This window comes from Sphingomonas sp. SUN019 (genome assembly GCF_024758705.1).
GTDB lineage: Bacteria > Pseudomonadota > Alphaproteobacteria > Sphingomonadales > Sphingomonadaceae > Sphingomonas.
On sequence record NZ_CP096971.1, the window covers coordinates 1177022 to 1197942 of the forward strand.

23 protein-coding genes are annotated in these 20921 nt (G+C 67.5%); 12 read left to right on the top strand and 11 right to left on the bottom strand.

Annotated features, from left to right (window positions below):
• Window positions 1-4: 4 nt before the first annotated feature.
• Window positions 5-433, bottom strand: coding sequence for a large conductance mechanosensitive channel protein MscL (gene mscL / locus M0208_RS05710; protein WP_258890763.1), 429 nt, complete (start codon window positions 431-433; stop codon window positions 5-7).
• A gap of 112 nt (window positions 434-545) precedes the next feature.
• Here mscL and M0208_RS05715 point away from each other — a divergent pair, with 112 nt between their 5' ends.
• The 4 genes from M0208_RS05715 (at window position 546) to M0208_RS05730 (ending at window position 3268) form a co-directional block, all read left to right on the top strand.
• Window positions 546-1127, top strand: coding sequence for a LemA family protein (locus M0208_RS05715; RefSeq protein WP_258890764.1), 582 nt, complete (start codon window positions 546-548; stop codon window positions 1125-1127).
• Window positions 1128-1218: 91 nt separating this feature from the next.
• Window positions 1219-2067, top strand: coding sequence for a YgcG family protein (locus tag M0208_RS05720; protein ID WP_258890765.1), 849 nt, complete (start codon window positions 1219-1221; stop codon window positions 2065-2067).
• Window positions 2067-2735 carry a TPM domain-containing protein gene (locus M0208_RS05725; RefSeq protein WP_258890766.1) on the top strand — a complete coding sequence of 223 codons (669 nt, stop codon included), beginning with the start codon at window positions 2067-2069 and terminating at the stop codon, window positions 2733-2735. The genes M0208_RS05720 and M0208_RS05725 overlap by 1 nt, the downstream gene beginning before the upstream one ends.
• Entirely contained in the window at window positions 2732-3268 is a 537-nt protein-coding gene (locus M0208_RS05730; protein ID WP_258890767.1) for an NUDIX hydrolase, read from the top strand. Before M0208_RS05725 ends, M0208_RS05730 begins: the two co-directional genes overlap by 4 nt.
• Before the next feature lie 123 nt (window positions 3269-3391).
• On the opposite strand, the gene M0208_RS05735 is transcribed toward M0208_RS05730, so the two are convergent.
• The 3 genes from M0208_RS05735 to M0208_RS05745 are packed head-to-tail and all read right to left on the bottom strand — an operon-like array spanning window position 3392 to window position 7122.
• Entirely contained in the window at window positions 3392-3673 is a 282-nt protein-coding gene (locus tag M0208_RS05735) for an ETC complex I subunit (RefSeq protein WP_258890768.1), read from the bottom strand.
• A 10-nt stretch (window positions 3674-3683) separates the two neighbouring features.
• On the bottom strand, window positions 3684-6131 hold the full coding sequence (hrpB, locus tag M0208_RS05740) for an ATP-dependent helicase HrpB (protein WP_258890769.1): 2448 nt from the start codon (window positions 6129-6131) through the stop codon (window positions 3684-3686).
• A complete protein-coding gene (locus tag M0208_RS05745) occupies window positions 6124-7122 on the bottom strand; it encodes an adenosine kinase (protein ID WP_258890770.1) in 999 nt (332 codons plus the stop codon). The genes hrpB and M0208_RS05745 overlap by 8 nt, the downstream gene beginning before the upstream one ends.
• Before the next feature lie 92 nt (window positions 7123-7214).
• Here M0208_RS05745 and M0208_RS05750 point away from each other — a divergent pair, with 92 nt between their 5' ends.
• Window positions 7215-7883, top strand: a complete 669-nt coding sequence (locus M0208_RS05750) for an EI24 domain-containing protein (protein WP_258890771.1) — start codon at window positions 7215-7217, stop codon at window positions 7881-7883.
• Window positions 7880-8248: a hypothetical protein gene (locus tag M0208_RS05755; RefSeq protein ID WP_258890772.1), complete on the top strand. Its 369-nt coding sequence runs from the start codon at window positions 7880-7882 to the stop codon at window positions 8246-8248. The genes M0208_RS05750 and M0208_RS05755 overlap by 4 nt, the downstream gene beginning before the upstream one ends.
• 1 nt (window position 8249) lies before the next feature.
• Here the strand turns inward: M0208_RS05755 and queG are convergent, their stop codons facing one another.
• Window positions 8250-9410, bottom strand: a complete 1161-nt coding sequence (gene queG / locus M0208_RS05760) for a tRNA epoxyqueuosine(34) reductase QueG (protein ID WP_258890773.1) — start codon at window positions 9408-9410, stop codon at window positions 8250-8252.
• A gap of 61 nt (window positions 9411-9471) precedes the next feature.
• Here queG and M0208_RS05765 point away from each other — a divergent pair, with 61 nt between their 5' ends.
• From M0208_RS05765 to M0208_RS05780, 4 genes are all read left to right on the top strand, one after another.
• On the top strand, window positions 9472-10395 hold the full coding sequence (locus M0208_RS05765; RefSeq protein WP_408988080.1) for an ABC transporter ATP-binding protein: 924 nt from the start codon (window positions 9472-9474) through the stop codon (window positions 10393-10395).
• Window positions 10392-11642, top strand: a complete 1251-nt coding sequence (locus tag M0208_RS05770) for an ABC transporter permease (protein ID WP_258890775.1) — start codon at window positions 10392-10394, stop codon at window positions 11640-11642. Before M0208_RS05765 ends, M0208_RS05770 begins: the two co-directional genes overlap by 4 nt.
• Window positions 11643-11697: 55 nt before the next feature.
• Window positions 11698-12945 (top strand): cytochrome P450, encoded by a 1248-nt coding sequence (locus M0208_RS05775; protein WP_258890776.1) that lies wholly within the window; start codon window positions 11698-11700, stop codon window positions 12943-12945.
• A 62-nt stretch (window positions 12946-13007) separates the two neighbouring features.
• Window positions 13008-14114, top strand: a complete 1107-nt coding sequence (locus tag M0208_RS05780; protein WP_258890777.1) for a DUF3667 domain-containing protein — start codon at window positions 13008-13010, stop codon at window positions 14112-14114.
• Between the two features lie 134 nt (window positions 14115-14248).
• On the opposite strand, the gene M0208_RS05785 is transcribed toward M0208_RS05780, so the two are convergent.
• Window positions 14249-15160, bottom strand: coding sequence for an alpha/beta fold hydrolase (locus M0208_RS05785; protein ID WP_258890778.1), 912 nt, complete (start codon window positions 15158-15160; stop codon window positions 14249-14251).
• A gap of 136 nt (window positions 15161-15296) precedes the next feature.
• Between M0208_RS05785 and M0208_RS05790 the strand changes: the two genes are divergently transcribed.
• Window positions 15297-16505, top strand: coding sequence for an isoprenylcysteine carboxylmethyltransferase family protein (locus M0208_RS05790; RefSeq protein WP_258893174.1), 1209 nt, complete (start codon window positions 15297-15299; stop codon window positions 16503-16505).
• A gap of 121 nt (window positions 16506-16626) precedes the next feature.
• On the opposite strand, the gene M0208_RS05795 is transcribed toward M0208_RS05790, so the two are convergent.
• From M0208_RS05795 to M0208_RS05815, 5 genes are read right to left on the bottom strand one after another with little or no spacing between them, the layout of a single operon-like run.
• A complete protein-coding gene (locus tag M0208_RS05795; RefSeq protein WP_258890779.1) occupies window positions 16627-18000 on the bottom strand; it encodes a glutamate--cysteine ligase in 1374 nt (457 codons plus the stop codon).
• 33 nt (window positions 18001-18033) lie between these two features.
• Window positions 18034-18531, bottom strand: a complete 498-nt coding sequence (locus M0208_RS05800; protein ID WP_258890780.1) for a topology modulation protein — start codon at window positions 18529-18531, stop codon at window positions 18034-18036.
• 4 nt (window positions 18532-18535) lie between these two features.
• Complete coding sequence (locus M0208_RS05805; RefSeq protein ID WP_258890781.1) at window positions 18536-19273, bottom strand: 16S rRNA (uracil(1498)-N(3))-methyltransferase; 738 nt, start codon at window positions 19271-19273, stop codon at window positions 18536-18538.
• A 13-nt stretch (window positions 19274-19286) separates the two neighbouring features.
• Window positions 19287-19409 carry a hypothetical protein gene (locus tag M0208_RS05810; RefSeq protein ID WP_258890782.1) on the bottom strand — a complete coding sequence of 41 codons (123 nt, stop codon included), beginning with the start codon at window positions 19407-19409 and terminating at the stop codon, window positions 19287-19289.
• A 38-nt stretch (window positions 19410-19447) separates the two neighbouring features.
• Window positions 19448-19855, bottom strand: coding sequence for a DUF2147 domain-containing protein (locus M0208_RS05815; RefSeq protein WP_258890783.1), 408 nt, complete (start codon window positions 19853-19855; stop codon window positions 19448-19450).
• Between the two features lie 131 nt (window positions 19856-19986).
• On the opposite strand from M0208_RS05815, the gene ubiA reads away from it, so the two are divergent.
• A complete protein-coding gene (ubiA, locus tag M0208_RS05820; protein WP_258893175.1) occupies window positions 19987-20838 on the top strand; it encodes a 4-hydroxybenzoate octaprenyltransferase in 852 nt (283 codons plus the stop codon).
• The last annotated feature ends 83 nt before the right edge of the window (window positions 20839-20921 follow it).

Genomic DNA, 20921 nt, shown 5'->3' on the forward strand with positions numbered 1-20921 from the left:
CGGATCAGACTCGCCGCGCCTTCAATTCGTCGCGAATTTCGCGCAGCAACAAGACATCGGCGGGATCAGCGGCCGGTGCCGCTTCGGGTTTCGGCACGATGCGGTTCACCGCGCGGACCAGCAAAAAGATGATGAACGCGACGATCACGAAATTGACCGCTTGCGTGATGAATTCGCCGTAACCGAGCAAGGGCACGCCGGCCTTCTTCAGCGCGGCATAGTCGGTCGATCCGGCAAGATTGGCGGGAACCGGACCCATCGTGACAAAATAGCTGGAGAAATCCAGCCCGCCGAACAGCTTGCCGATCACCGGCATAATGACGTCTTCGGTCAGCGACGTCACGATCTTGCCGAACGCCGCGCCGATGATCACCGCCACCGCCAGATCGAGCACGTTGCCGCGCGCGATGAACGTCTTGAACTCCTGCAACATCTGCAAGTCCCTTCGCCATTGCCTCAATTGACAGGCTAATCGTCGATTGCCCCTTCGCCAAGCGCCGATGGTGTCCTATATGCGTGATACAGACCGTTGGAGGATCATTCTGATGTCGCTTCGTTTCGCCGCTCTCGCGCCCGTGATCGCGGTTTCGCTCGCCGGGTGTGGCCTGAACTCCGTGCCGACAGCCGAGGAGAACGCCAAGGCGCGCTGGGCCGACGTGCAGAACCAGTATCAGCGCCGCAGCGATCTGATCCCCAACCTCGTCAACACGGTGAAGGCCGCGGGCGCGCAGGAAAAGGACATATTGGTCGAGGTGACGCAGGCGCGCGCCGGGGCCAATCAGGTGAAACTGAGCGGCGACGACCTGACCGATCCCGCCAAGGTCGCAAACTACGAACGCGCGCAGAGCGCGGTTACCTTGTCGCTGCAGCGGCTGCAGGAGGCCTATCCCGAGCTGAAATCGCAAGGGAATTACACCACGCTGATGAGCCAGCTGGAGGGCACCGAAAACCGCATCACGATCGCGCGCACCGATTACAATACCGCGGTGCAGTCCTACAACACGCGCATCCGCACCTTCCCCGACGCGATCGGCGCAAAGGTATTCTACGGCGCGAAGCCGATGACGCCGTTCCAGGCGACGACGCCCGGTTCGGAGACAGCGCCGACGGTGAATTTCGGCAGCTGATCCAGACGTGACATCCGAACAGAGCACCACCCCGGCGAAAGCCGGGGTCCAGTTGCGACCGGCTAGTTACTGGTCGAGGTCGTTAGCTGGGTTGGTATCTGCCCTGGCAGCGGCATTCCTGACGTTCGCATCACCGGCGCACGCCCAGACCTTCCCCAAGTTCACCGGCTTCGTCGTCGACGCGGCGAACGTCCTGCCGCCCGAAGCCGAAGCTGCGCTGACGCAGAAGCTCGACGCGCTGCAGAATGAGACCAAGCGGCAATTGGTGGTCGCGACGATCCCCGACACCGGCGGCTATCCGCTGACCGATTATGGCTATCGGCTGGGGCGCAGTTGGGGCGTCGGCTTGCGCGACGTGAACAACGGCGCGATTCTGTTCATCGTGCCGGGCAATCCGAAGGGCCAGCGCGGGCCGAGGATCGAGGTCGGCACCGGCCTCGAACCGATCCTGACCGACGCGCTGTCCAGCGTCATCATCAACACCGAGATGATGCCGCGGCTGCGCGCGAACAACGACATCGCGGGCGCGCTGACCGCCGGGACCGATGCGATCATCACGCAGCTTCGCGCCGCGCCCGAGGAACAGAAGGCGCGCGCCGATGCCGCGATCGCCGAATTCGACAAGACCCATGCGCGCGCGTCGCGCGGCGACGGCGGCATACCCATCGGTCTGATCTTCTGGGGCATGGTGCTGCTGTTCGTCGGCCTGTCGTTCATGCGCGGCGGCAAGCGGGGGCAGCGCTATCGCGGCGGCGACGGAAGTGGCGCGCTGCCGATCGTGTTGTGGACGATCGCCAACGAGATCGGGCGTAGCGGCGGCGGTGGCGGCGGCTGGGGCGGTGGTTCGAGCGGCGGCGGCGGTGGCGATTGGGGTGGCGGCGGCTTCTCCGGCGGCGGCGGCGGATCGTTCGGCGGCGGCGGTGCGTCGGGGGATTGGTGATGCATCTGACCCCCGAAGATCACACCCGCGTCACCACCGCGGTCACCGCGGCCGAGGCGCAGACCGATGGCGAGATCGTCACGATCGTCGCGCGTCAGTCCGACGCCTATCACGATGTCGCGCTGCACTGGGCGTTGCTGGCGATGCTGCTGGCGGTGGCGTTGCTCGCGACCTTCCCGGCGTCGGTCGAACGCATTCATGCGATCGTCGACCCGTGGAATCCGGTGGTCGGGATCAGCGCCGCACTGACGATCGCGCTGATCGTCTCCGCCGCGGTGTTCCTGCTGATCCGCCTGATCCTCGCCGCGCCCGCGCTGCGGCTGGCGCTGACTCCGAAGGGCACGAAGGCAAGGCGCGTCCGGGCACGGGCACTGACGCTGTTCCGCACCGGGGCGGAGAAGCGCACGATCGCCGCGACCGGCGTGCTGCTGTACCTCAGCCTTGGCGAACACCGCGCCGAGTTGATCGCCGATGCATCGATCCACGACCGCGTGTCGCAGGACGAATGGGGCGCGGCGATGGCGGCGCTGATCGTCGCGGTGAAGGACGGTCGCCCCGCGGACGGCATGGCGGATGCGGTGGCCGCGATCGGCAAGGTGCTGGCCGAGCATTTCCCGCGCAGCGAAGGCGATACCAACGAACTGCCCGACCGGCTGATCGAGCTATGACCTTTCGACAGGCTCAGGGTGGACGGCCCGAGATAATGTGGGAAGGCCGCTTCATCCGCGCGATGAAGGACGGCAAATGGGAATATGCCGCACGCAATCGCGGGATCGAGGCGGCGGTGATCGTCGCGATCACCCCCGCCGACGAGGTGATCCTGGTCGAGCAATTTCGCGTGCCGCTGGGCCGCGCGTGCCTCGAACTGCCCGCCGGGCTGATCGGCGACGAGGAAGAGGGCGAGTCGCTCGAACTCGCCGCAGCGCGCGAACTGGAGGAGGAAACCGGCTATCGCGCCGGACGGATCGAACCGCTCGGGATGTTCCATTCATCGCCGGGAATGGTCAGCGAAGGCTTCACCCTGGTCCGCGCGCATGACCTGACGAAGGTCAGTGATGGCGGCGGATCGGACGAGGAGAACATAACGGTCCACCTGGTGCCGCGGGCCGATGTGGCGGCATTCGTCGCGGCGAAGCGCGTAGAAGGTCTCGCGATCGACGTGAAGATGTTGCTGCTGCTGGCGGGTAAGATTCTCGCCTGACGAAATCCTCCCCTGCAAGGGGAGGTGGCGCGTAGCGCCGGAGGGTGTCCAGCTCTCGATGGGGTTACACCCCTCCGTCAGGCCTTCGGCCTGCCACCTCCCCTTCCAGGGGAGGATCGGGAATCAACGAAAATTATCCGCGTAGGCCTGTAGTTTCAGCTTCTTGGCGGGCGTCGCGGTGACGACATAAGCCAGCCCCTCGCGCTCCGCATAAGCGACCGCGGCCTCCTGTGACGGAAACGACAGCTTCACCTGCTCCCGCGTGTCCCCGCTTCCGGCCCATCCGGTCAGCGGATCGGGCTGTTTCGCTTCCGCGGGCGCGAATTCGAGCGTCCACAAATCAGTGCGCGCCTTGCCGGACTGCATGGCGTTCTTGGGGCGCTGAAAGATACGGGCGGTGGACATGGATACGCCCTTATCGCGATTGCCCACGCCGTGCATCAGCGTTTTTCGTGCGCAGCGTCGCGGATGCGGACGCGGGATCGTCCGGCCACGGGTGCCGCGGATAGCGACCGCGCATTTCCTTCGCGACCGCGGCCCAGCTTCCCGCCCAGAAGCCCGGCAGGTCGCGCGTCGTCTGGATCGGGCGGCTGGCGGGGGAGGTGAGCGACAGGACCAGCGGCACGCGCCCCTCCCCCACCACTGGATGCTCGGCGAGCCCGAACAACGCCTGCACGCGCAGTTCGACCTTCGGCCCGCCCTCCGCGGCGTAGTCGATCGCGTGGCTACTACCCGCCGGGCTGGTGAAGGCGGTAGGCGCGACGCGATCGATCAGCTGGAGAACGTCCCAGCCGAGAAGGTTGCGAATCGCCTCGGTCAGCGCGCCCGGCGGGATCGCATCGAGCCGCCGCCGCTCCTCGACCAGCGCAGGCAGCCATTCGTCGAGCCGGTCGAGCAGCGTCGCATCGTCTAGCGCCACGCCCGCGAACGCGGCGCGTGTCCGCAACGCCCGCGCGCCATCGCTCCACGGCAGCAGATCGAGGCCATGCTTGCGCACCCCCTCGACCAGCGCCGCCGCGATCGTCGCCGGGTCGGCCTCGGTGTCCCGCCCGCTCGACAGTCGGATCACGCCGAGCCGTCGCTCGCGCACCGGCTGCACCCCGCCGGTCGCGGGATCGAAATCGGCGGTGCGCCGCGTCTCGATCCGGTCGGCGAACAGGCGTTCGACCGTCTCGCCGTCGATTGCCGCCGCCGACAGGATACGCGCACCCGCCGCCATCCCCTGCGTCTCGGCGACGGCCAGCCACTGCGCCGAGGCAAGCGGCGACGTCGGGTCGAGCCTGAACCCGCGCCCGCCGACCGAGGCCCAGCGTTCGCCGGTTGCGTCGCGCCGCCGTGCGATCCGGTCCGGGAAGCCGAGCGCGAGACAGACACCCACGCCTTCCCCCGACCCAGTCCCCACTGCGGGCGCAATGGCTTTGCTCCACCGCTCCGCCAGCTTCCGCGCGGCCTGCGCTTTCGGCGACCGATCCCCCCGCCACCGCCGCAAGCGCAGCTCCAGATCAGAGTCTCCGCCCCCCAGCCCACGCTCACCCAGCAGCACCGCAACCTCCGCCGCGACACGCGCCAGCCCCATCTCCCCCGCACGCACCAGCATATGCGCAAGCCGCGGCGGCATCGGCAGCGCCGCAATCTGACGGCCGTGCGCGGTCGGACGGCCGTCGGTGTCGATCGCCTCCAGCGCCGCCAGCCGCGCGCGCGCCTCCGCCACCGCGGCCTCGGGCGGCGAATCGATCCACGCCAGATCGCGCGGATCGGCGACGCCCCAGATGCCGCACGCCAGCACCAGGGCCGACAAATCCGCCTCCAGTATCTCGGGCGGATCGAAGCGCGGCAGGCCCGCGGTCGCCGCCTCCTCCCACAATCGATACGCCACCCCCGGCCCCTGCCGCGCCGCGCGGCCCGCGCGCTGCGTCGCCGCCGCCTGGCTCGCGCGTTCGGTCACCAGCCGCGTCATCCCCGCCGCACGATCGTAGCGCGGACGGCGCGCCAGCCCCGAATCGACGACGATGCGGATGCCGTCCAGCGTCAGGCTGGTCTCGGCGATCGAGGTCGCCAGCACGACTTTCCGCAAGTCGCCGGGTTCCGCCCGAATTGCAGCGCGTTGCGCGGCGGGGTCGAGGGTGCCGTGGAGGCGGTGGAGTAGGATGTTGGGGATGCTCTCCAACCGTTCGGCGGTGCGCTCGATCTCCGCGACGCCGGGCAGGAAGGCGAGCACGCCGCCCTCCGCCTCGCCCAGCGCGCGGCGCACTGCGGCGGCGACCGAATCCTCGATGCGCGCTTCGGCGTTGCGGCCGATGTGACGTAGTTCGAGCGGCCAGCTGCGGCCTTCGCTCTCGATGACCGGCGCACCGCCCATCAGCGCGGCAAACCGTGTGCCGTCCAGCGTCGCCGACATCGCGATCAGCCGCAGGTCCGGCCGCAACCCGCCCTGCGCGTCGAGCGCCAGCGCGAGGCCGAAATCGCCGTCGAGGCTGCGTTCGTGGACTTCGTCGAACAGCACCGCGGACACGCCGCTAAGTTCGGGATCGTTCTGGATGCGCGCGACGAAGATACCTTCGGTCACCACCGTCACGCGCGTCGCGACGGAGCGTTTGCTGTCGAGCCGGGTCGCATAGCCGAAGGTCCGTCCGACCGCTTCCCCGGCGATCGACGCCATCCGCTCGGCGGCGGCGCGTGCGGCCAGACGGCGCGGGGAGAGCAGCAGGATTTCGCCGCTGCACCAGTCCTCACTCAGCAGCGCGGGCGCGACGCTGGTCGTCTTGCCCGCCCCCGGCGGCGCGACTAGCACCGCGTTCGACCGCTCGCGCAACGCCGCGAGCAGGTCGGGCAGAACCGCATTTATCGGTAGCGGGTTATCCAAGCTTCTCGGCGACCAGCGCCTTCATGTCGACCTGCGGGCGCGCGCCGAAATGGCTGATGATCTCGGCCGCGCAGATCGCGCCGAGGCGCAGCGATTTTTCCAGATCCCAACCCTGCGCCTGACCATGCAGGAAGCCCGCCGCGAACAGATCGCCCGCGCCGGTCGTGTCGACGACCTTCGCGATCGGCTCCGCCGCGACGCTGGCCTTCGTGCCGTTCTGCAGCGCGATCGCACCGTTCTCGCTGCGCGTCACGACCAGAGTCGGCACCTGCGGGGCAATCTTGGCGACCGCCGCATCGAAATCCTCGACCTCCGCCAGCGCGAGCAATTCGGCTTCGTTGGCGAACAGGATGTCGATCAGCCCGTCCGCGATCAGCGTGCGGAAATCGCCGCCGTGGCGCGAGATGCAGAACGTGTCGCTCAGCGTGAACGCGACCTTCCGCCCCGCCCCCCGCGCGATGTCGATCGCGGCGCGCATCGCGGCGCGCGGTTCCTCGGGGTCCCACAGATAACCTTCGAGATACAGGATCGCGGCGTCGGCGATCAGATCACGGTCGAGTGCGGCGGCGGGCAGGAATTGCGACGCGCCGAGGAAGGTGTTCATCGTGCGCTGCCCGTCGGGCGTGACGAAGATCAGGCAGCGCGCGGTGGTCGGCGCGCCGGCGCGTGCGGGCGTGCCGAAATCGATCCCGACGCTGCGGACGTCGTGCGCGAATACCTCGCCCAGCTGGTCGTCGGCGACCTGCCCGATGAAGCCGCACTTGCCGCCCAGCGCCGCGATCCCCGCGACGGTGTTGGCCGCCGACCCGCCCGACGCCTCGATCCCCGGCCCCATCTTCGCGTACAGCGCATCCGCCTCTTCGGGCGAGAACATCAATTGCATCGATCCCTTCGCCATCCCTTCCTGCGCGAGGAAGGCGTCTTCGGATTGCGACAGGATGTCGACGATGGCGTTGCCGATCGCGACGACGTCATGGGCAGGTTTGGTCAAGGATGATTTCCCGGTGCGGGTGGATGATGCGCGGGGGGCCTAGATGGCGCGGCGGGGTTGCGCAACCGCGGCCCGCGTCGCATCCACACGCGATGTTCCGCGCGTTCGCCCTTTCGCTCGGCCAACTCGGTGATCGGCCGGTGCTGGCGGTGCTCGCCAAGAGCCTTGCGCTGACCCTCGTCATTTTCGTGGTCCTCGGCGCAGGCGTGTGGTGGGGGACGCAGGCGTTGCTGGCGAGTTGGACGTACGGCGGCGCGCTCGCCTCCGCCGCGGCTTTGGTCGTGACCGTGCTGGCGCTGTGGCTGCTATTCCGCGCGGTCGCGATCCTGGTGATCGGGGTGCTGGCCGACGATGTGGTCGCCGCGGTCGAGGCGAAACATTATCCTGTAGCGGTGGCCAGCGCGCGGGCGGTGCCGCTGCATCGCTCGCTCAATATGGGGCTGCGGTCGGCGGCGCGGTTCGTCGGGGTGAACCTTTTGCTGTTGCCGCTCTACATCGTTCTGCTGGCGACGGGGATCGGCACTGCGGCGCTGTTCTTCGCCGCCAACGCGTTCCTGCTCGGGCGCGATCTGGGGGACATGGTCGCGGCGCGGCACATGGACGCTGCGGCGATGCGGGAGTGGCGCCGGACGAACGGCGCGCGGCGCTTCCTGCTCGGGCTTGCCGGCACCGGCCTGTTCGTGGTTCCGGTCCTCAACATCCTTGCGCCGGTCTTGGGCGCGGCGATGGCGACGCATCTGTTTCACGGGAACCGCACATGAAGGCGATTTTGGGACTGGCCGCGGCGGGAACGCTGGGGGCGTGTGTCGCGACGGCCACGACGCCCCCGCCGGAGCGCGCCGCGCCGGTGCCGATCCCCTATACCACTTTGGGGCTGGAGCGCGTGATCGGACAGAACGCCGCGGCGCTGACCGGCCTGTTCGGCCAGCCCGACCTGGATGTGCGCGAAGGAACCGCGCGGAAACTGCAGTTCAAGAGCGGGATCTGCGTGCTGGACGCGTATCTGTATCCCAAGGGCGAGGGCGATCCGCGCGTGACGTATGTCGACGCGCGCGAACCCGACGGCAGCGCGATCGACCGCGCGAGTTGCGTGGCGGCGCTGACCCGGCGCGAGGGGGGGCGGTAGTCTATTCCTCCCCGGCACGGGGAGGGGGACCAGCCGCAGGCTGGTGGAGGGGCAGCCAAGCAAGGCTGTCGCTCGTGGCTGCCCCTCCACCACCAGCTTCGCTGGCGGTCCCCCTCCCCGTTCCGGGGAGGAGTTTCTGTGTCGCCCACTCCGCCGCGTCGCGCACCACCGCATCCGCATCCCCGCGCAACCGCTCCACCACCGGCAGCAGCCCCGCATCCCTGCTATTCCCCGCCGCGATCAGGCAGTTGCGGATCATCCGGCTGCGGCCGATGCGCTTGATCGGCGATCCTGCGAACACCTGCCGGAACCCCGCATCGTCCAGCGCCAGCAGATCACCCAGCGCCGGTGCCGCCAGCTCCGCACGCGCCGCGAACGCGATGTTCGCGCGGGCTGACGCGGCGAACTTGTTCCACGGGCACACCGCCAGGCAGTCGTCGCAGCCGTAGATACGATTGCCGATCGAAACGCGAAACTCCTCCGGGATCGGCCCGGCGTGTTCAATCGTCAGGTATGAAATGCAGCGCCGCGCATCGAGCCGGTAAGGCGCGGGGAAAGCATCGGTCGGGCACGCGCGCTGACACGCGTCGCACGATCCGCAAAGGTCGCGCCCCGGCGCATCGGGGTCCAGCGCCAGCGTGGTGTAGATCGCGCCGAGAAACAGCCAGCTGCCGTCATCGCGCGACACCAGGTTCGTGTGCTTGCCCTGCCAGCCCAGCCCCGCCGCCTCGGCCAGAGGTTTCTCCATCACGGGCGCGGTATCGACGAACACCTTCAGATCGCATCCCGCATCCGCGGCCAGCCAGCGGCCGAGCGCCTTCAGCGCCTTCTTCACGACATCGTGATAGTCGGCCCCTTGCGCATAGGTCGAAATCCGCCCGATCCCGCGCTCCGACGCCAACCGCAGCGGTTCTTCGGCGGGCGCATAGCTCATGCCCAAAGCGATCACGCTCCGCGCCTCGGGCCACAGCCCGGCGGGCGACTCCCGGTGATGCGCGCGCGATTCCATCCAGATCATGTCGCCGTGCCGCCCCTCGGCCAGCCATTGCCGCAATCGCTCGGCCGCGCGCGGCGCGGCATCGGCGCGCGCGATCCCGCACGCGGCGAAGCCCAGCTCCGCCGCCTTCGACTTGATCCGCGCTTCCAGCTTGTCTTGCACCACGCCGCCCCGCTACCACGCTGCCACGGGGCTTCCCAACCCTTCAGCTTTAACCGAACGGACGTTGGTGCCCCCTTCCCATCCCGCGATCACCGCCAGCGGCCTCGTCAAACGCTTCGAAGACCGCCGCGTGGTCGACGGCGTCGACCTGATCGTGCCGCAGGGCGCGATCTATGGCGTGCTGGGGCCGAACGGCGCGGGCAAGACGACGACGCTCAGGATGCTGCTTGGCATCATCGAGCCGGACGAAGGCACCCGTACGATGCTCGGCCAGAGCCACCCGCGCGACGCCAGCGACCGCGTCGGTTACTTGCCCGAGGAACGCGGGCTGTACCCGGCGATGAAGGCGAAGGAGGCGATCGCGTTCATGGGCGCGCTGCGCGGGCTGCCGTGGCGCGAGGGCCGCGCGCGGGCGGTGACGTTGCTGGAAGCGAATGGCTTGGGCCACGCGGTCGACCAGAAAATCCGCAAATTGTCGAAGGGCATGGCGCAGCTGGTCCAGTTGCTCGGCTCGGTCGTTCACCAGCCCGATCTGATCGTGCTCGACGAACCGTTCTCGGGCCTCGATCCGGTCAATCAGGAACGACTGGAGGCGCTGATTCTGGCCGAGCGCGATCGCGGCGCGACGATCCTGTTCTCCACCCACGTCATGGCGCACGCGCAGCGGCTGTGCGACCGGCTGGCGATCATCGCGGGCGGCAAGCGGCGGTTCGAGGGGACCGTGGATCAGGCGCGCGCGCTGCTGCCGCAACAGGTCCATTACGTGCCGCATTTCCCCGACGATGCGATCCGCGAGCATCTTCCTGCGGATGCGGTGCTGCACGGCGATTCGTGGCGGTTCGAATTGCCGCGCGAGGGGATCGAGACGTTGCTGAAGCGGCTGATCGACGCAGGCTACGGCATTTCCGGCCTGTCGATCGAACGCCCCGGTTTGCACGAGGCGTTTGTGAGGATTGTCGGCGAAAGCGCGGCGGAGGGCGCGGCATGAGCAAGTTTCGCCGCCGCCTGCGCCAGACGCTGACGATCGCACGCCGCGATTTCCTCGCCACCGTCTTCACGCCCGTGTTCCTGCTGTTCCTGTTCGCGCCGGTCATCATGGGATCGTTCGGCGCGATCGGCGGGATGGGTGCGGCCAGCGTCGCAGCGGGCTCGGCGGACAAGGAACGCCTGGTTGTGATCGCCAGCGACCGCGACGGCATCGCAATCCTTCAGGCGGATACGAAGCTGCGCGCGCTATTCGGGGAGGAGGCGCGCCCGCCGGTGGTGTTCGTCGAGCAGCCGACCGGCGATATGCTGGCACAGACCCGCGCCGCGCTGGATTCGAAGGGTGCCGACGTCGCCGCGGTGATGGCGGGTGGCCTGACGCTCCCGCACATCCTGCACACGCCGCGCGGCAAGCGCGACGCGCGCTACCTTGCCACGCTGGCCGAACAGGCGGCACGCGCGCAGCGGGTCGGCGGCGATCTGTCCGAACCGATCCTCATCCAGGCCGGGCGCACGACACCGTCGCTCGGCGGGCGCAACGCATCTGCCTTCCTCGCGGTGTTCGGTATCTTCTTCCTGACTCTGTTCCTGTCGGGGCAAGTCGTCGGGACGATGGCGGAGGAGCGCAACAACAAGGTGATCGAGGTGCTCGCCGCCGCGGTGCCGCTGGAAAGCGTGTTCCTCGGCAAATTGCTCGGGATGTTCGGCGTCGCGGTGCTGTTCGTCGGATTCTGGGGCACGATCGTCAGCCAGATCGGCGCATTGCTGCCCGCGGGCGCGGCGGGGGGCATCGCGAACCTGGCCCCCGCGGTTGGCTTCGGGCCGTTCGCGTTGCTGTTCGTCGCCTATTTTACCACCGCGTATCTGCTGCTCGGCTCGGTCTTCCTCGGCGTCGGCGCGCAGGCGTCGACGATGCGCGAAATCCAGATGCTGTCGCTGCCGATCACGATCCTGCAGGTCGCGATGTTCGGCCTGGCGTCCGCCGCGGCGTCGAACCCCGGCAGCGGAATTGCCCTGCTGGCGGAAGTGTTCCCGCTATCCTCCCCCTTCGCCATGGCCGGCCGCGCCGCCAACTCGCCCGCTTTGTGGCCGCATGTCGCCGCGCTTGCCTGGCAATTCCTGTGGGTGGCGATCTTCATCACCGTCGGCGCGCGGCTGTTCCGTCGCGGGGTGCTGCAATCGGGCAGCGCCAGGGGTGCGTGGACGAAGCTTTTCTCGCGATCCCGAACGGACTTGCCGCAAAGCCATTGACACGCGTGTCAGTTAGGTTTTCTCTTGCAACCAAATAAGCAGGCAGGAGAGAACCATGGCGACGCTGGCGCAGCACGCGACCGAGACCTTCGCGGTCGATCCGTTAGACGTAAGCCGCGCGGAACTCTACCGCGACGATGTCTGGCGCGAACCCTTCGCCCGCCTGCGCGCCGAGGCCCCGGTGCACAGGGTCGAGCATAGCGACTTCGGTCCCTATTGGTCGGTCAGCACCTACAAGCCGATCGTCGAGGTCGAATCGCTCCCCGAACTCTATTCATCCGAAGCGGGCGGGATCAGCCTCGCCAATTTCGATCAGGGCGACCCGAACGCGATCAAGATGCCGATGTTCATCGCACGCGACCGCCCGGTCCACACCGGCCAGCGCCGCACCGTCTCCCCGGCGTTCACGCCGTCCGAGATGCAGCGTATGTCCTCCGACATCCGCCACCGGACGGGCGACATCCTCGACACGCTCGACTGGAACAAGGAGTTCGACTGGGTCGACACCGTATCGATCGAACTGACCACGCAGATGCTGGCGATCCTGTTCGATTTCCCGTGGGAGGACCGCCGCAAGCTGACCTTCTGGTCCGACTGGGCAGGCGATATCGAGATCATCAAGAACCCCGACCTGCGCGCCAAAAGGCTGGAGCACATGTTCGAATGCGGCATGTATTTCCGCGGACTGTGGAACCAGAAGGTCGACAAGCCGATGACGCCCGACCTGATCAGCATGATGATCCATTCCGACGCGATGAAGGAAATGGACGATCACGAATTCATCGGCAATCTGATCCTGCTGATCGTCGGCGGCAACGACACGACACGCAATACGATGTCGGGTTTGGCCTACGGGCTCGACAAGTATCCCGACCAGCGCGCGAAGCTGGAGGCCGATCCCGCGCTGATCCCCAATGCGGTCAGCGAGATCATCCGCTGGCAGACCCCGCTGGCGCATATGCGCCGCACCGCGACCGCGGATACCGAACTGGGCGGGCAGCAGATCAAGGCGGGCGACAAGCTGGCGCTCTGGTACATCTCCGGCAACCGCGACGAGAGCGTGTTCGGCGACAATGCCGACGAGATTCAGGTCGACCGCCCGAACGCGCGGCGCCACCTCGCCTTCGGGCACGGCATCCACCGCTGCGTCGGCGCGCGGCTGGCCGAGATGCAGATCGCGATCCTGCTGGAGGAGATGGCGAAACGCCGGATGCGCATCAACGTGGTCGGCGAACCCGAACGCGTCGCCGCGTGCTTCGTCCACGGTTTCCGCAAACTGCCGGTCGAGATCAGCAAATACTGAGGCGGCTTGGCCTGACCGCCGCCGCGCGGTAACCGTGCCGCCGGACAAAGCGGGGAATTGATATGCCGGGGGGCATTGAGGCGGCGGGTGATCTGGCGACGGGGGCGTTGCTCGCGCGCAGCGTCGAACCGCGTGCCGGAGAAGCGCACGGCGAGGAGGCGCACGGCGCGTGCCTGAATTGCGGGACGCCGTTGGTCGGCCGGCATTGCCACGCGTGCGGCCAGGCCGGACACGTCCACCGCACGATGGCCGCGATCGGGCACGACATCGGTCATGCGGTGTTCCATTTCGAAGGCAAGATCTGGCACACGCTGCCGCTGCTCGCGCTGAAGCCCGGCGAACTGACGCGGCGCTATATCGCGGGCGAACGCGCGCGCTTCGTCAGCCCGATCGCATTGTTCCTGTTCACCGTCTTCCTGATGTTCACCGTAGTGGCGAACCTGCCCGGCTGGAGCTTTGGTGATTCGGATTTCCTGAAACCCGGCGTGGCGGCTGGGATGATGGAAGCGCGTACGAAGCTGGCCGAGGAAAAGGCGCGCGCGCAGACCGCGCTGGTGACGGCGCAAAAATCGCTGGCGAAGGAACGCGCCGACACCGCGCCCGACGCCGATCGTATCGTCAGGTTGGAGAAGCGCGTCGCGGCGTCACTGAAGGCGCGCGACGATCTGGCGCAGGCCGAACGCATCCTGCCCGCGCCGACCACCTTCAACGCCGAGGGCGCACCGCCCGCCAGCAACGACAATTGGCTGGAACGCAAGTTCAACCACGCGAAGGAAAATCCCAAGCTGTTGCTCTACAAGGTGAAGACCAGCGCGTATAAGTTCAGCTGGGCGCTGATCCCGATCTCGCTGCCGTTCATCTGGATCCTGTTCCCCTTCCGCCGCGACGTGGGAATGTACGACCATGCGATCTTCGCGACCTATTCGCTGACGTTCATGTCGCTGCTGGTGATCGTGCTGGCGCTGCTCGGTGCGATCGGCGTGCCGGTCTGGATGCTGTGGACCGCCGCCGGTCTGATCCCGCCGTTCCACATCTATCGTCAGTTGAAGGGCGCGTACCGCCTGTCGCGCGCGGGCGCGTTATGGCGCACGTTCTGGATGTTGAACTTTGCCTTGGTGACGACGACGTTCTTCGTCGTGCTGCTGATCTATCTGGGGGTCGCGGATTGAGGGGATAAGAAGCGGCCAGTCATCCCCAACCCGTTCGTCCTGAGTAGGGACTGAGCGAAGGCGAAGGCCCGTATCGAAGGACATGCCCGGACGCCTGTCCTTCGATACGCCGCTTCGACAAGGTCAGCGGCTACTCAGGACGAACGGATGGGGTGGGGCAACCATTCCTCCAATATCGCATTCACCGCTTCGGGCGCTTCCTGCTGCACCCAGTGCGACACGCCCGGCAATCGCCGGATTGTCAGGTCGGGCACGAACCGCTCCGTGCCGTCGAGCAGTTCGACGCCCAGCGCCGCATCCTCATCGCCCCACACCACCAGGGTCGGCACATCGACCACCGGCTTGCCGCGCCCCAGCGCGCCCTTCCCGCCGCGCGCCGCGGCGCGATACCAGTTGACCATCGCGGTCGCCGCACCCGGCCGCAGCGCGGCGTTCGCATACACGTCGAGCACGTCAGCGGGAGAACGCGTCTTGTCGATCGCCATGCCGCGAAACATCCGCCGAATCGCAGCGGCGCGGTTGCGGGTCAGCATCGCTTCGGGCAGCCACGGCAGTTGGAAGAACGCGATATACCAGCTTTTCCGCCGCTGCTTCCACGTCTTCAGCCCTTCCGCAAAGCGCGCCGGGTGCGGCAGGTTCATCACCACCAGCCGTTCGATCGGACGGATTTTCCGGATCGCGAACATCCACGCCAGCGCCCCGCCCCAATCATGCGCGATCAGCGTTACCCGCTTTGCTCCGCTCGCATCGATCAGCGCCGCCATGTCGCCGAGCAGCGATTCGATCGCGTAGGCGTCCACCCCCACGGGCCGCGACGACGCGCCATAGCCGCGCAAATTCGGCGCCCACACGCGATATCCCAGCCCCGCCAGCAGCGGCATCTGGAACCGCCACGAGAAACTCAGTTCGGGAAAACCATGCAGGCACAAGGCGAGGTGATCGCCCGCCCCCATCTCCGCGAGTTCGAACCGGAGGCCCCCCGCCTCCTGCATTCGGACCGTGATCCCGCTGTCGGGCGCAGGCGCCCAGCTCGGCGTCCAATCCATGTGCGTCCCCTAGTGCTTCACGCGATGCTTACCATTGCCGCGCTACTCCGCACGCGTGACGTACCACGATTCCGCCCTCGCCAGCGCCACCCGCGCCGATCCGCGTCCCACGTCCGCCGTGTCTCACGGCGTCGGCATGGCGGGACTCGCCGGATTGATCGCCTGGACGATGGTCGCGCGGCATTACGGGATGGACGGCTCCTATGCGGCGCTCGTCAACGTCGCCGCCTGCGCGCTGCCGATGATCGCGTGGTCGGTGTTCGTCGACAAGGTTCACCGCAATCCCTCGACCGGGATCGACTGGGCGAGTCCCAAGCCGCTGAAAGACACGCTCGACATCAGCCTGACCAAGCTTGCCGGATTGTGGGCGACCTGGGCCGGGATCACGCTGATCTACGCGACCGGGCGCTTCTATTGGGGTGGCAATTTCCTGTTCGCGATGGAGCTGTTCCAGACCCTCGCGCCCGCCTTGTTCGTGCTGTCGATCCCCTATGTCCTGTGGCTCGACCGCTACCTGATCGAGCCGAAGGACGGCGCGTGGAGCCTCGGCGCATGGCTGATGGGGACGGGGGAGCCCGACAAGGAGGCGATTTTCAACCACCTCCGCTCGTGGGGCGTGAAGGCATTCTTCCTCGCCTTCATGGTGGCGATCGTGCCGCCGGGGTTCGGCGATTTCGTCCGCACGCCCAGCTTCGGGCTGCTCGCGGATCCCGTGCGGCTGGCGCAGTGGCTGATCACCTTCATGTTCGTGATCGACGTGGCGTTCGCGACCGTCGGCTACCTGCTGACGATGCGCCCGCTCGATTCGCATATCCGCACCGCCAATCCTTATGCGGCGGCGTGGATGGCGGCGCTGATGTGCTATCCGCCGTTCATCCTGATGGAGGACGGCGGGCCACTGGATTATCACCCCGGCACCGCCGAATGGACCTACTGGCTGCAGGGCCATCCGGTGGCGCTGGCGGTGATGGGCGCAGTGCTGGTCGCGCTGACCGCGATCTACGCGTGGGCGACGGTTGCGTTCGGGATGCGCTTCTCCAACCTCACGCACCGCGGCATCCTGACGCACGGGCCATATGCCTGGTCACGGCACCCGGCGTATCTGTCGAAGAACCTGTTCTGGTGGCTGTCGACGATCCCGCTGCTGACCACCGGCAGCATGGTCGACGCCGCGCGCGCGACGCTGATCCTGGGCGCGGTCAGCGGCATCTATTACTGGCGCGCACGGACCGAGGAACGGCATCTGGGGGCCGACCCGGCGTATCAGGATTACAGCGCGTGGATGGCGCGCAACGGACCGGTGCCGCGGTTCTTTGCGTGGGTGATGGGGCGAAAAGCTAGCTAATAGATCCTCCCCTGCAAGGGGAGGTGGCGCGTAGCGCCGGAGGGGTGTCATGCTATCGACAGGGTGACACCCCTCCGTCTCGCTGCGCGAGCCACCTCCCCTTGCAGGGGAGGATTAGAACCTAGAACGTCAGTTCGTCGTACACCTTCGACACGTCCCCGGCCCATGCGCCGTGATAGCGCTCCAGCAAAACCTCGGCCGGCACCTTTCCCGACCGCACGATCTCGCGCAGCGGATCGAGGAAGCCCGTCTCGTTATCGCCCGACCGGTTTTCCCGCGCCCGCGCCGCCAACCCCGAATGCGCGATGTCGAGTACCTCGCCCGCGATGTCGCGCAACTGCCGCCCGCCCGGCACTGGTGCGGACAGCCCCAGCTTCGGCACCGCATCGCGCAGCGCCTGCCGCTCGTCGATGGTCCAGTCCTTCACCATGTCCCACGCGGCATCCAGCGCGCCTTGATCGTACAGCAGCCCGACCCACAACGCAGGCAGCGCGCAGATGCGGTTCCACGGACCGCCGTCCGCGCCACGCATTTCAAGGAACGTCTTCAGCCGCACCTCGGGAAAGGCGGTCGACAGATGGTCGGTCCAATCCTCCAGCGACGGCTTTTCGCCCGGCAGGATCGACAGTTCACCGCGCAGGAAATCGCGGAACGACAGCCCCGCCGCATCGATATACCGGCCGTCACGGTAAACGAAGTACATCGGCACATCGAGCGCATAGTCGGCATAGCGTTCGTAGCCGAACCCATCCTCGAACACGAATGGCAGCATCCCCGTGCGGTGCGGATCGGTGTCCGACCAGATATGGCTGCGGAACGACAGGAATCCGTTCGGCTTCCCTTCGGTGAACGGCGAATTGGCGAACAACGCGGTCGCCAGCGGCTGCAGCGCGAGGCCAACGCGAAACTTCTTCGCCATGTCGGCTTCGGTTTCGTAATCCAGATTCACCTGAATCGTGCAGGTGCGCAGCATCATGTCGAGCCCCAGCGACCCGACGCGCGGCATATGCCGCAGCATGATCGCATAGCGCCCCTTGGGCATGATCGGCAGCTCCGCGCGGGTCTTGTCGGGCCACATCCCCAGCCCCAGGAACCCGATCCCGAGCTTCTCGCCCGCCGCCTTCACCTGCTCCAGATGCCGCCCGGTCTCCGCGCACGTCTCATGCAGATTGTCGAGCGGCGCGCCCGACAGCTCGAACTGACCGGCGGGTTCCAGGCTGATGCTGCCGTCCGCGCCCGCCATCGCGATGACGTTGCCGCCCTCCTCGACCGGGGTCCAGCCATGCTGCTCCAGCTCGCCCAGCAGCGCGCGGATCCCGCCCGCTTCGTCATAGGACGGCGCGTGGTGGTCGCTCGTCGCATACACGAACTTCTCGTGCTCGGTGCCGATCCGCCAGCGGTCCTTCGGCTTCTCCCCGCGCGCGAAACTCTCGATCAGCTGGTCGCGCGATTCGATGATCGTCACGTTGCCCTTTGAAACGGTTTTCGTCGTCATGGCGCGGGACTTAGTAGGGTGCGAAGCGGTGCGCTAGAGGGATGCTGTGAAGCGGCGAACGTCGCGTTTCGAGGCGAGCGTGATCGTCCGCCCGGGGAAGCCGACGAGCAGCCACCGCACCCGCATCGCGACGTCGCGTTCCCAGTTCCAGACATAACGCAGGAATTCGGCGTCGAATCGTTCGGGACAGCCCTCCGCGCTGTCGGGGCGCTGGCGGCCGTAATGCAGGACGATGCGTCGCAGGATGCGCGCCATCGCCAGGCGGCGCGACACGTCGAGATAGATGATCGTGTCCGCGGCGCGCAGCCGGGACGCGGCGGTGCTCGCATAATTGCCGTCGATCACCCATGCCGGCAGGCCTGCGATCCGCGCGACATCGTCGGCGAATTCGCCATCGGGCGGCGGCGTCCATCCGGGCCGGTGATATACCCGATCGAGGTGGAAGACCGGAACGTCCAGCAATTTCCCCAAACGACGGGCGAGGGTCGATTTGCCGCTGCCGGGCGAGCCGAGGATCATCACCCGGCGCATCACCTCACTGCCAGTCGCCCATTTGCGCCATCCAGATCGCGACCGCCGCTGCGGCTGCGGTATCGGCGCGCAGGATACGCGGGCCGAGCGCGATCGGTACCGCGCCCGGCGTACCGCGAATAGCCTCGCGTTCGGCATCGTCGAAACCGCCTTCGGGGCCGATGAGGATCGCCGCGGGGCCGTGTTTCATCGCTTCGGCTGCAGGCGCGCCGCCCAGTTCGTCGGCGAAGTACAGCGCGCGGGTATCATTCCAGTCGCGCAGCAATGCCGTCAGTTTCACCGGCTCGGCAACCTCGGGCAAGGCGGTGCGCCCGCATTGTTCCGCCGCCTCGATCATGTGCGCGCGGAGCCGTTCGGTATTGGGCTTGTCGACCACCGTGCGCCGCGTGACGACGGGGACGAAGCGCGCGACGCCCAGTTCGCACGCTTTCTCCGCCATCCAGTCGACGCGACCCTTCTTCAGCGGCGCGGCGCACAGCCAAAGGTCAGGCACTGCCTCGCGCTCGGCCAGCTTCTCGGTCACGTCCAGCGTCACGTCGCGCTTTCCGACGCTGGCCGCGACACCCAGCCATTCGCCGGTCGCATCGTCGAACAGCCGCACCGGATCGCCGACCTTCATCCGCATCACCTGCACGAGGTAATGCGCCTGCGGCCCATCGATCCCGAGCGGTCCAGGCGCGAGCGGCGTAGCGACGAACAGGCGCGGCGTGGAGCGCGGCGGCCAGGCGGGGGTGGCGGGCATCAATGCGGCCCTATCACCGCTTCCGCCCCCGCGCGATCATCCAGCGCGCGGTGAAGAACAACAGCGCCCCAATCAGCGCCACCCCGATCACCGCCAGCGTCACCACCCCCGCCACGCGCAGGATCGCATAGAACAACGCCTCGACGAACCGGCCGACCGCGACGGATAGATGGATCAGCGGACGCGCCGCCAGGTTTGCGTCTTGCAGCCGATCCCGGCGAACAGGCAGCCGGTGCCGACGAGCGTATCGCGGTCGACCTGTTCGATCGTGCCTTCGAAGCTTTGCGCGATGTCGGGAACGTACACCTGGCCGTACCACAGGCCGTCCTGATCGCGCTCCATATCCTCGAACAACCGTGTGCCGACCAATTGCTCGGTCCCGCCCGCCGCCGCGTCGGCCTTCGCCTTTTCGCTCGCCTGGATCACCGTTCCGCACATCCCCGAGCCGCATTTCGCGATGCGGATGCGCACGCTGTCGGCCTTGTTGCGCCACGTTCCGCCAAGCCCGCTCGCGGGCGGGGCCGCCGCGACGCTGGTGGCGGAGAGCATGAGGGCGAGGCTGGCGACAAGCTTTACGGACATGAACTCGATCCTGACGAACGATGATGGCGGATTCAGGGCTCTGGCGGTGTGTAGCGCGGCGCTCTACCAAGCGCCACGTGACCGAAATCGTTCCCGACAGCGAACATCGCGGCCTCGTCGCCGCGCTTCCCATGCAGCTGCGCGGGCTCGCACTGCTGGCGCGGTTCGACCGGCCGATCGGCTGGTGGTTGCTGTTCTGGCCCGGCGCATGGGGCGTGGCGTTGGCGGGCGGCGCGATCGGCCGGTTCGGGCTGATCCTGTGGCTGTTGCTGGGCGCGATCGCGATGCGTGGCGCGGGATGCGTCTATAACGACATCGTCGACCGCGATCTGGACGCCAGCGTCGCGCGCACCCGCAGCCGTCCGCTACCGAGCGGGATGGTGTCGTTGAAGGCGGCGTGGGTGTGGCTGGTGGCGCTGTGCCTGATCGGGCTGATCGTGTTGCTCCAGTTGCGTCCCTATGCCGCGGTCGTCGCGCTGCTGAGCCTCGCGCTGGTCGCAGCTTACCCGTTCATGAAGCGCATTACGTGGTGGCCGCAGGCGTGGCTGGGGCTGGTGTTTTCGTGGGCGGCGCTGGTGGGGTGGAGCGAGATGTGGGGGGCGCTCGCGGTGCCGGGCGTGCTGCTCTACGCCGGGTCGATTGCGTGGGTGATCGGTTATGATACGATCTACGCGCTGCAGGACCGCGAGGACGATGCGATGATCGGCATCCGGTCGTCGGCGCTGCGTATGGGGAAGGCGGTGCGGCCGGGCGTCGCGGGCTTCTACGCGTTGGCGCTGGCGCTGTGGGCGGCGGCGTTGTGGCACGTCCGCCCCGACCCGTTGGCGCTTGCGGCGCTGTTGCCGGTAGCGGGCCATTTCGCGTGGCAGGTGGCGACTTTAATCCCCGACGACAGCGCCAGCGCCCTCACCCGTTTCCGGGCAAACCGGTTCGCGGGGTTGCTGATGTTCTTGGCGTGCGCTGTGGTGGGGACGATCCTGTAGTCCTCCCCTGCAAGGGGAGGTGGCAGGCGAAGCCTGACGGAGGGGTGTCACGCTATCGAGAGGTCGACACCCCTCCGACGCGC

Excerpts from the sequence above, each read along its gene's own strand:
- mscL (WP_258890763.1), bottom strand. The coding sequence starts at position 433 with ATGTTGCAGGAGTTCAAGACGTTCATCGCGCGCGGCAACGTGCTCGAT.
- M0208_RS05715 (WP_258890764.1), top strand. The coding sequence starts at position 546 with ATGTCGCTTCGTTTCGCCGCTCTCGCGCCCGTGATCGCGGTTTCGCTC.
- M0208_RS05725 (WP_258890766.1), top strand. The coding sequence starts at position 2,067 with ATGCATCTGACCCCCGAAGATCACACCCGCGTCACCACCGCGGTCACC.
- M0208_RS05730 (WP_258890767.1), top strand. The coding sequence starts at position 2,732 with ATGACCTTTCGACAGGCTCAGGGTGGACGGCCCGAGATAATGTGGGAA.
- M0208_RS05735 (WP_258890768.1), bottom strand. The coding sequence starts at position 3,673 with ATGTCCACCGCCCGTATCTTTCAGCGCCCCAAGAACGCCATGCAGTCC.
- M0208_RS05750 (WP_258890771.1), top strand. The coding sequence starts at position 7,215 with ATGTTCCGCGCGTTCGCCCTTTCGCTCGGCCAACTCGGTGATCGGCCG.
- M0208_RS05755 (WP_258890772.1), top strand. The coding sequence starts at position 7,880 with ATGAAGGCGATTTTGGGACTGGCCGCGGCGGGAACGCTGGGGGCGTGT.
- M0208_RS05770 (WP_258890775.1), top strand. The coding sequence starts at position 10,392 with ATGAGCAAGTTTCGCCGCCGCCTGCGCCAGACGCTGACGATCGCACGC.
- M0208_RS05775 (WP_258890776.1), top strand. The coding sequence starts at position 11,698 with ATGGCGACGCTGGCGCAGCACGCGACCGAGACCTTCGCGGTCGATCCG.
- M0208_RS05780 (WP_258890777.1), top strand. The coding sequence starts at position 13,008 with ATGCCGGGGGGCATTGAGGCGGCGGGTGATCTGGCGACGGGGGCGTTG.
- M0208_RS05785 (WP_258890778.1), bottom strand. The coding sequence starts at position 15,160 with ATGGATTGGACGCCGAGCTGGGCGCCTGCGCCCGACAGCGGGATCACG.
- M0208_RS05790 (WP_258893174.1), top strand. The coding sequence starts at position 15,297 with ATGGCGGGACTCGCCGGATTGATCGCCTGGACGATGGTCGCGCGGCAT.
- M0208_RS05795 (WP_258890779.1), bottom strand. The coding sequence starts at position 18,000 with ATGACGACGAAAACCGTTTCAAAGGGCAACGTGACGATCATCGAATCG.
- M0208_RS05800 (WP_258890780.1), bottom strand. The coding sequence starts at position 18,531 with ATGCGCCGGGTGATGATCCTCGGCTCGCCCGGCAGCGGCAAATCGACC.
- M0208_RS05805 (WP_258890781.1), bottom strand. The coding sequence starts at position 19,273 with ATGCCCGCCACCCCCGCCTGGCCGCCGCGCTCCACGCCGCGCCTGTTC.
- M0208_RS05815 (WP_258890783.1), bottom strand. The coding sequence starts at position 19,855 with ATGTCCGTAAAGCTTGTCGCCAGCCTCGCCCTCATGCTCTCCGCCACC.
- ubiA (WP_258893175.1), top strand. The coding sequence starts at position 19,987 with ATGCAGCTGCGCGGGCTCGCACTGCTGGCGCGGTTCGACCGGCCGATC.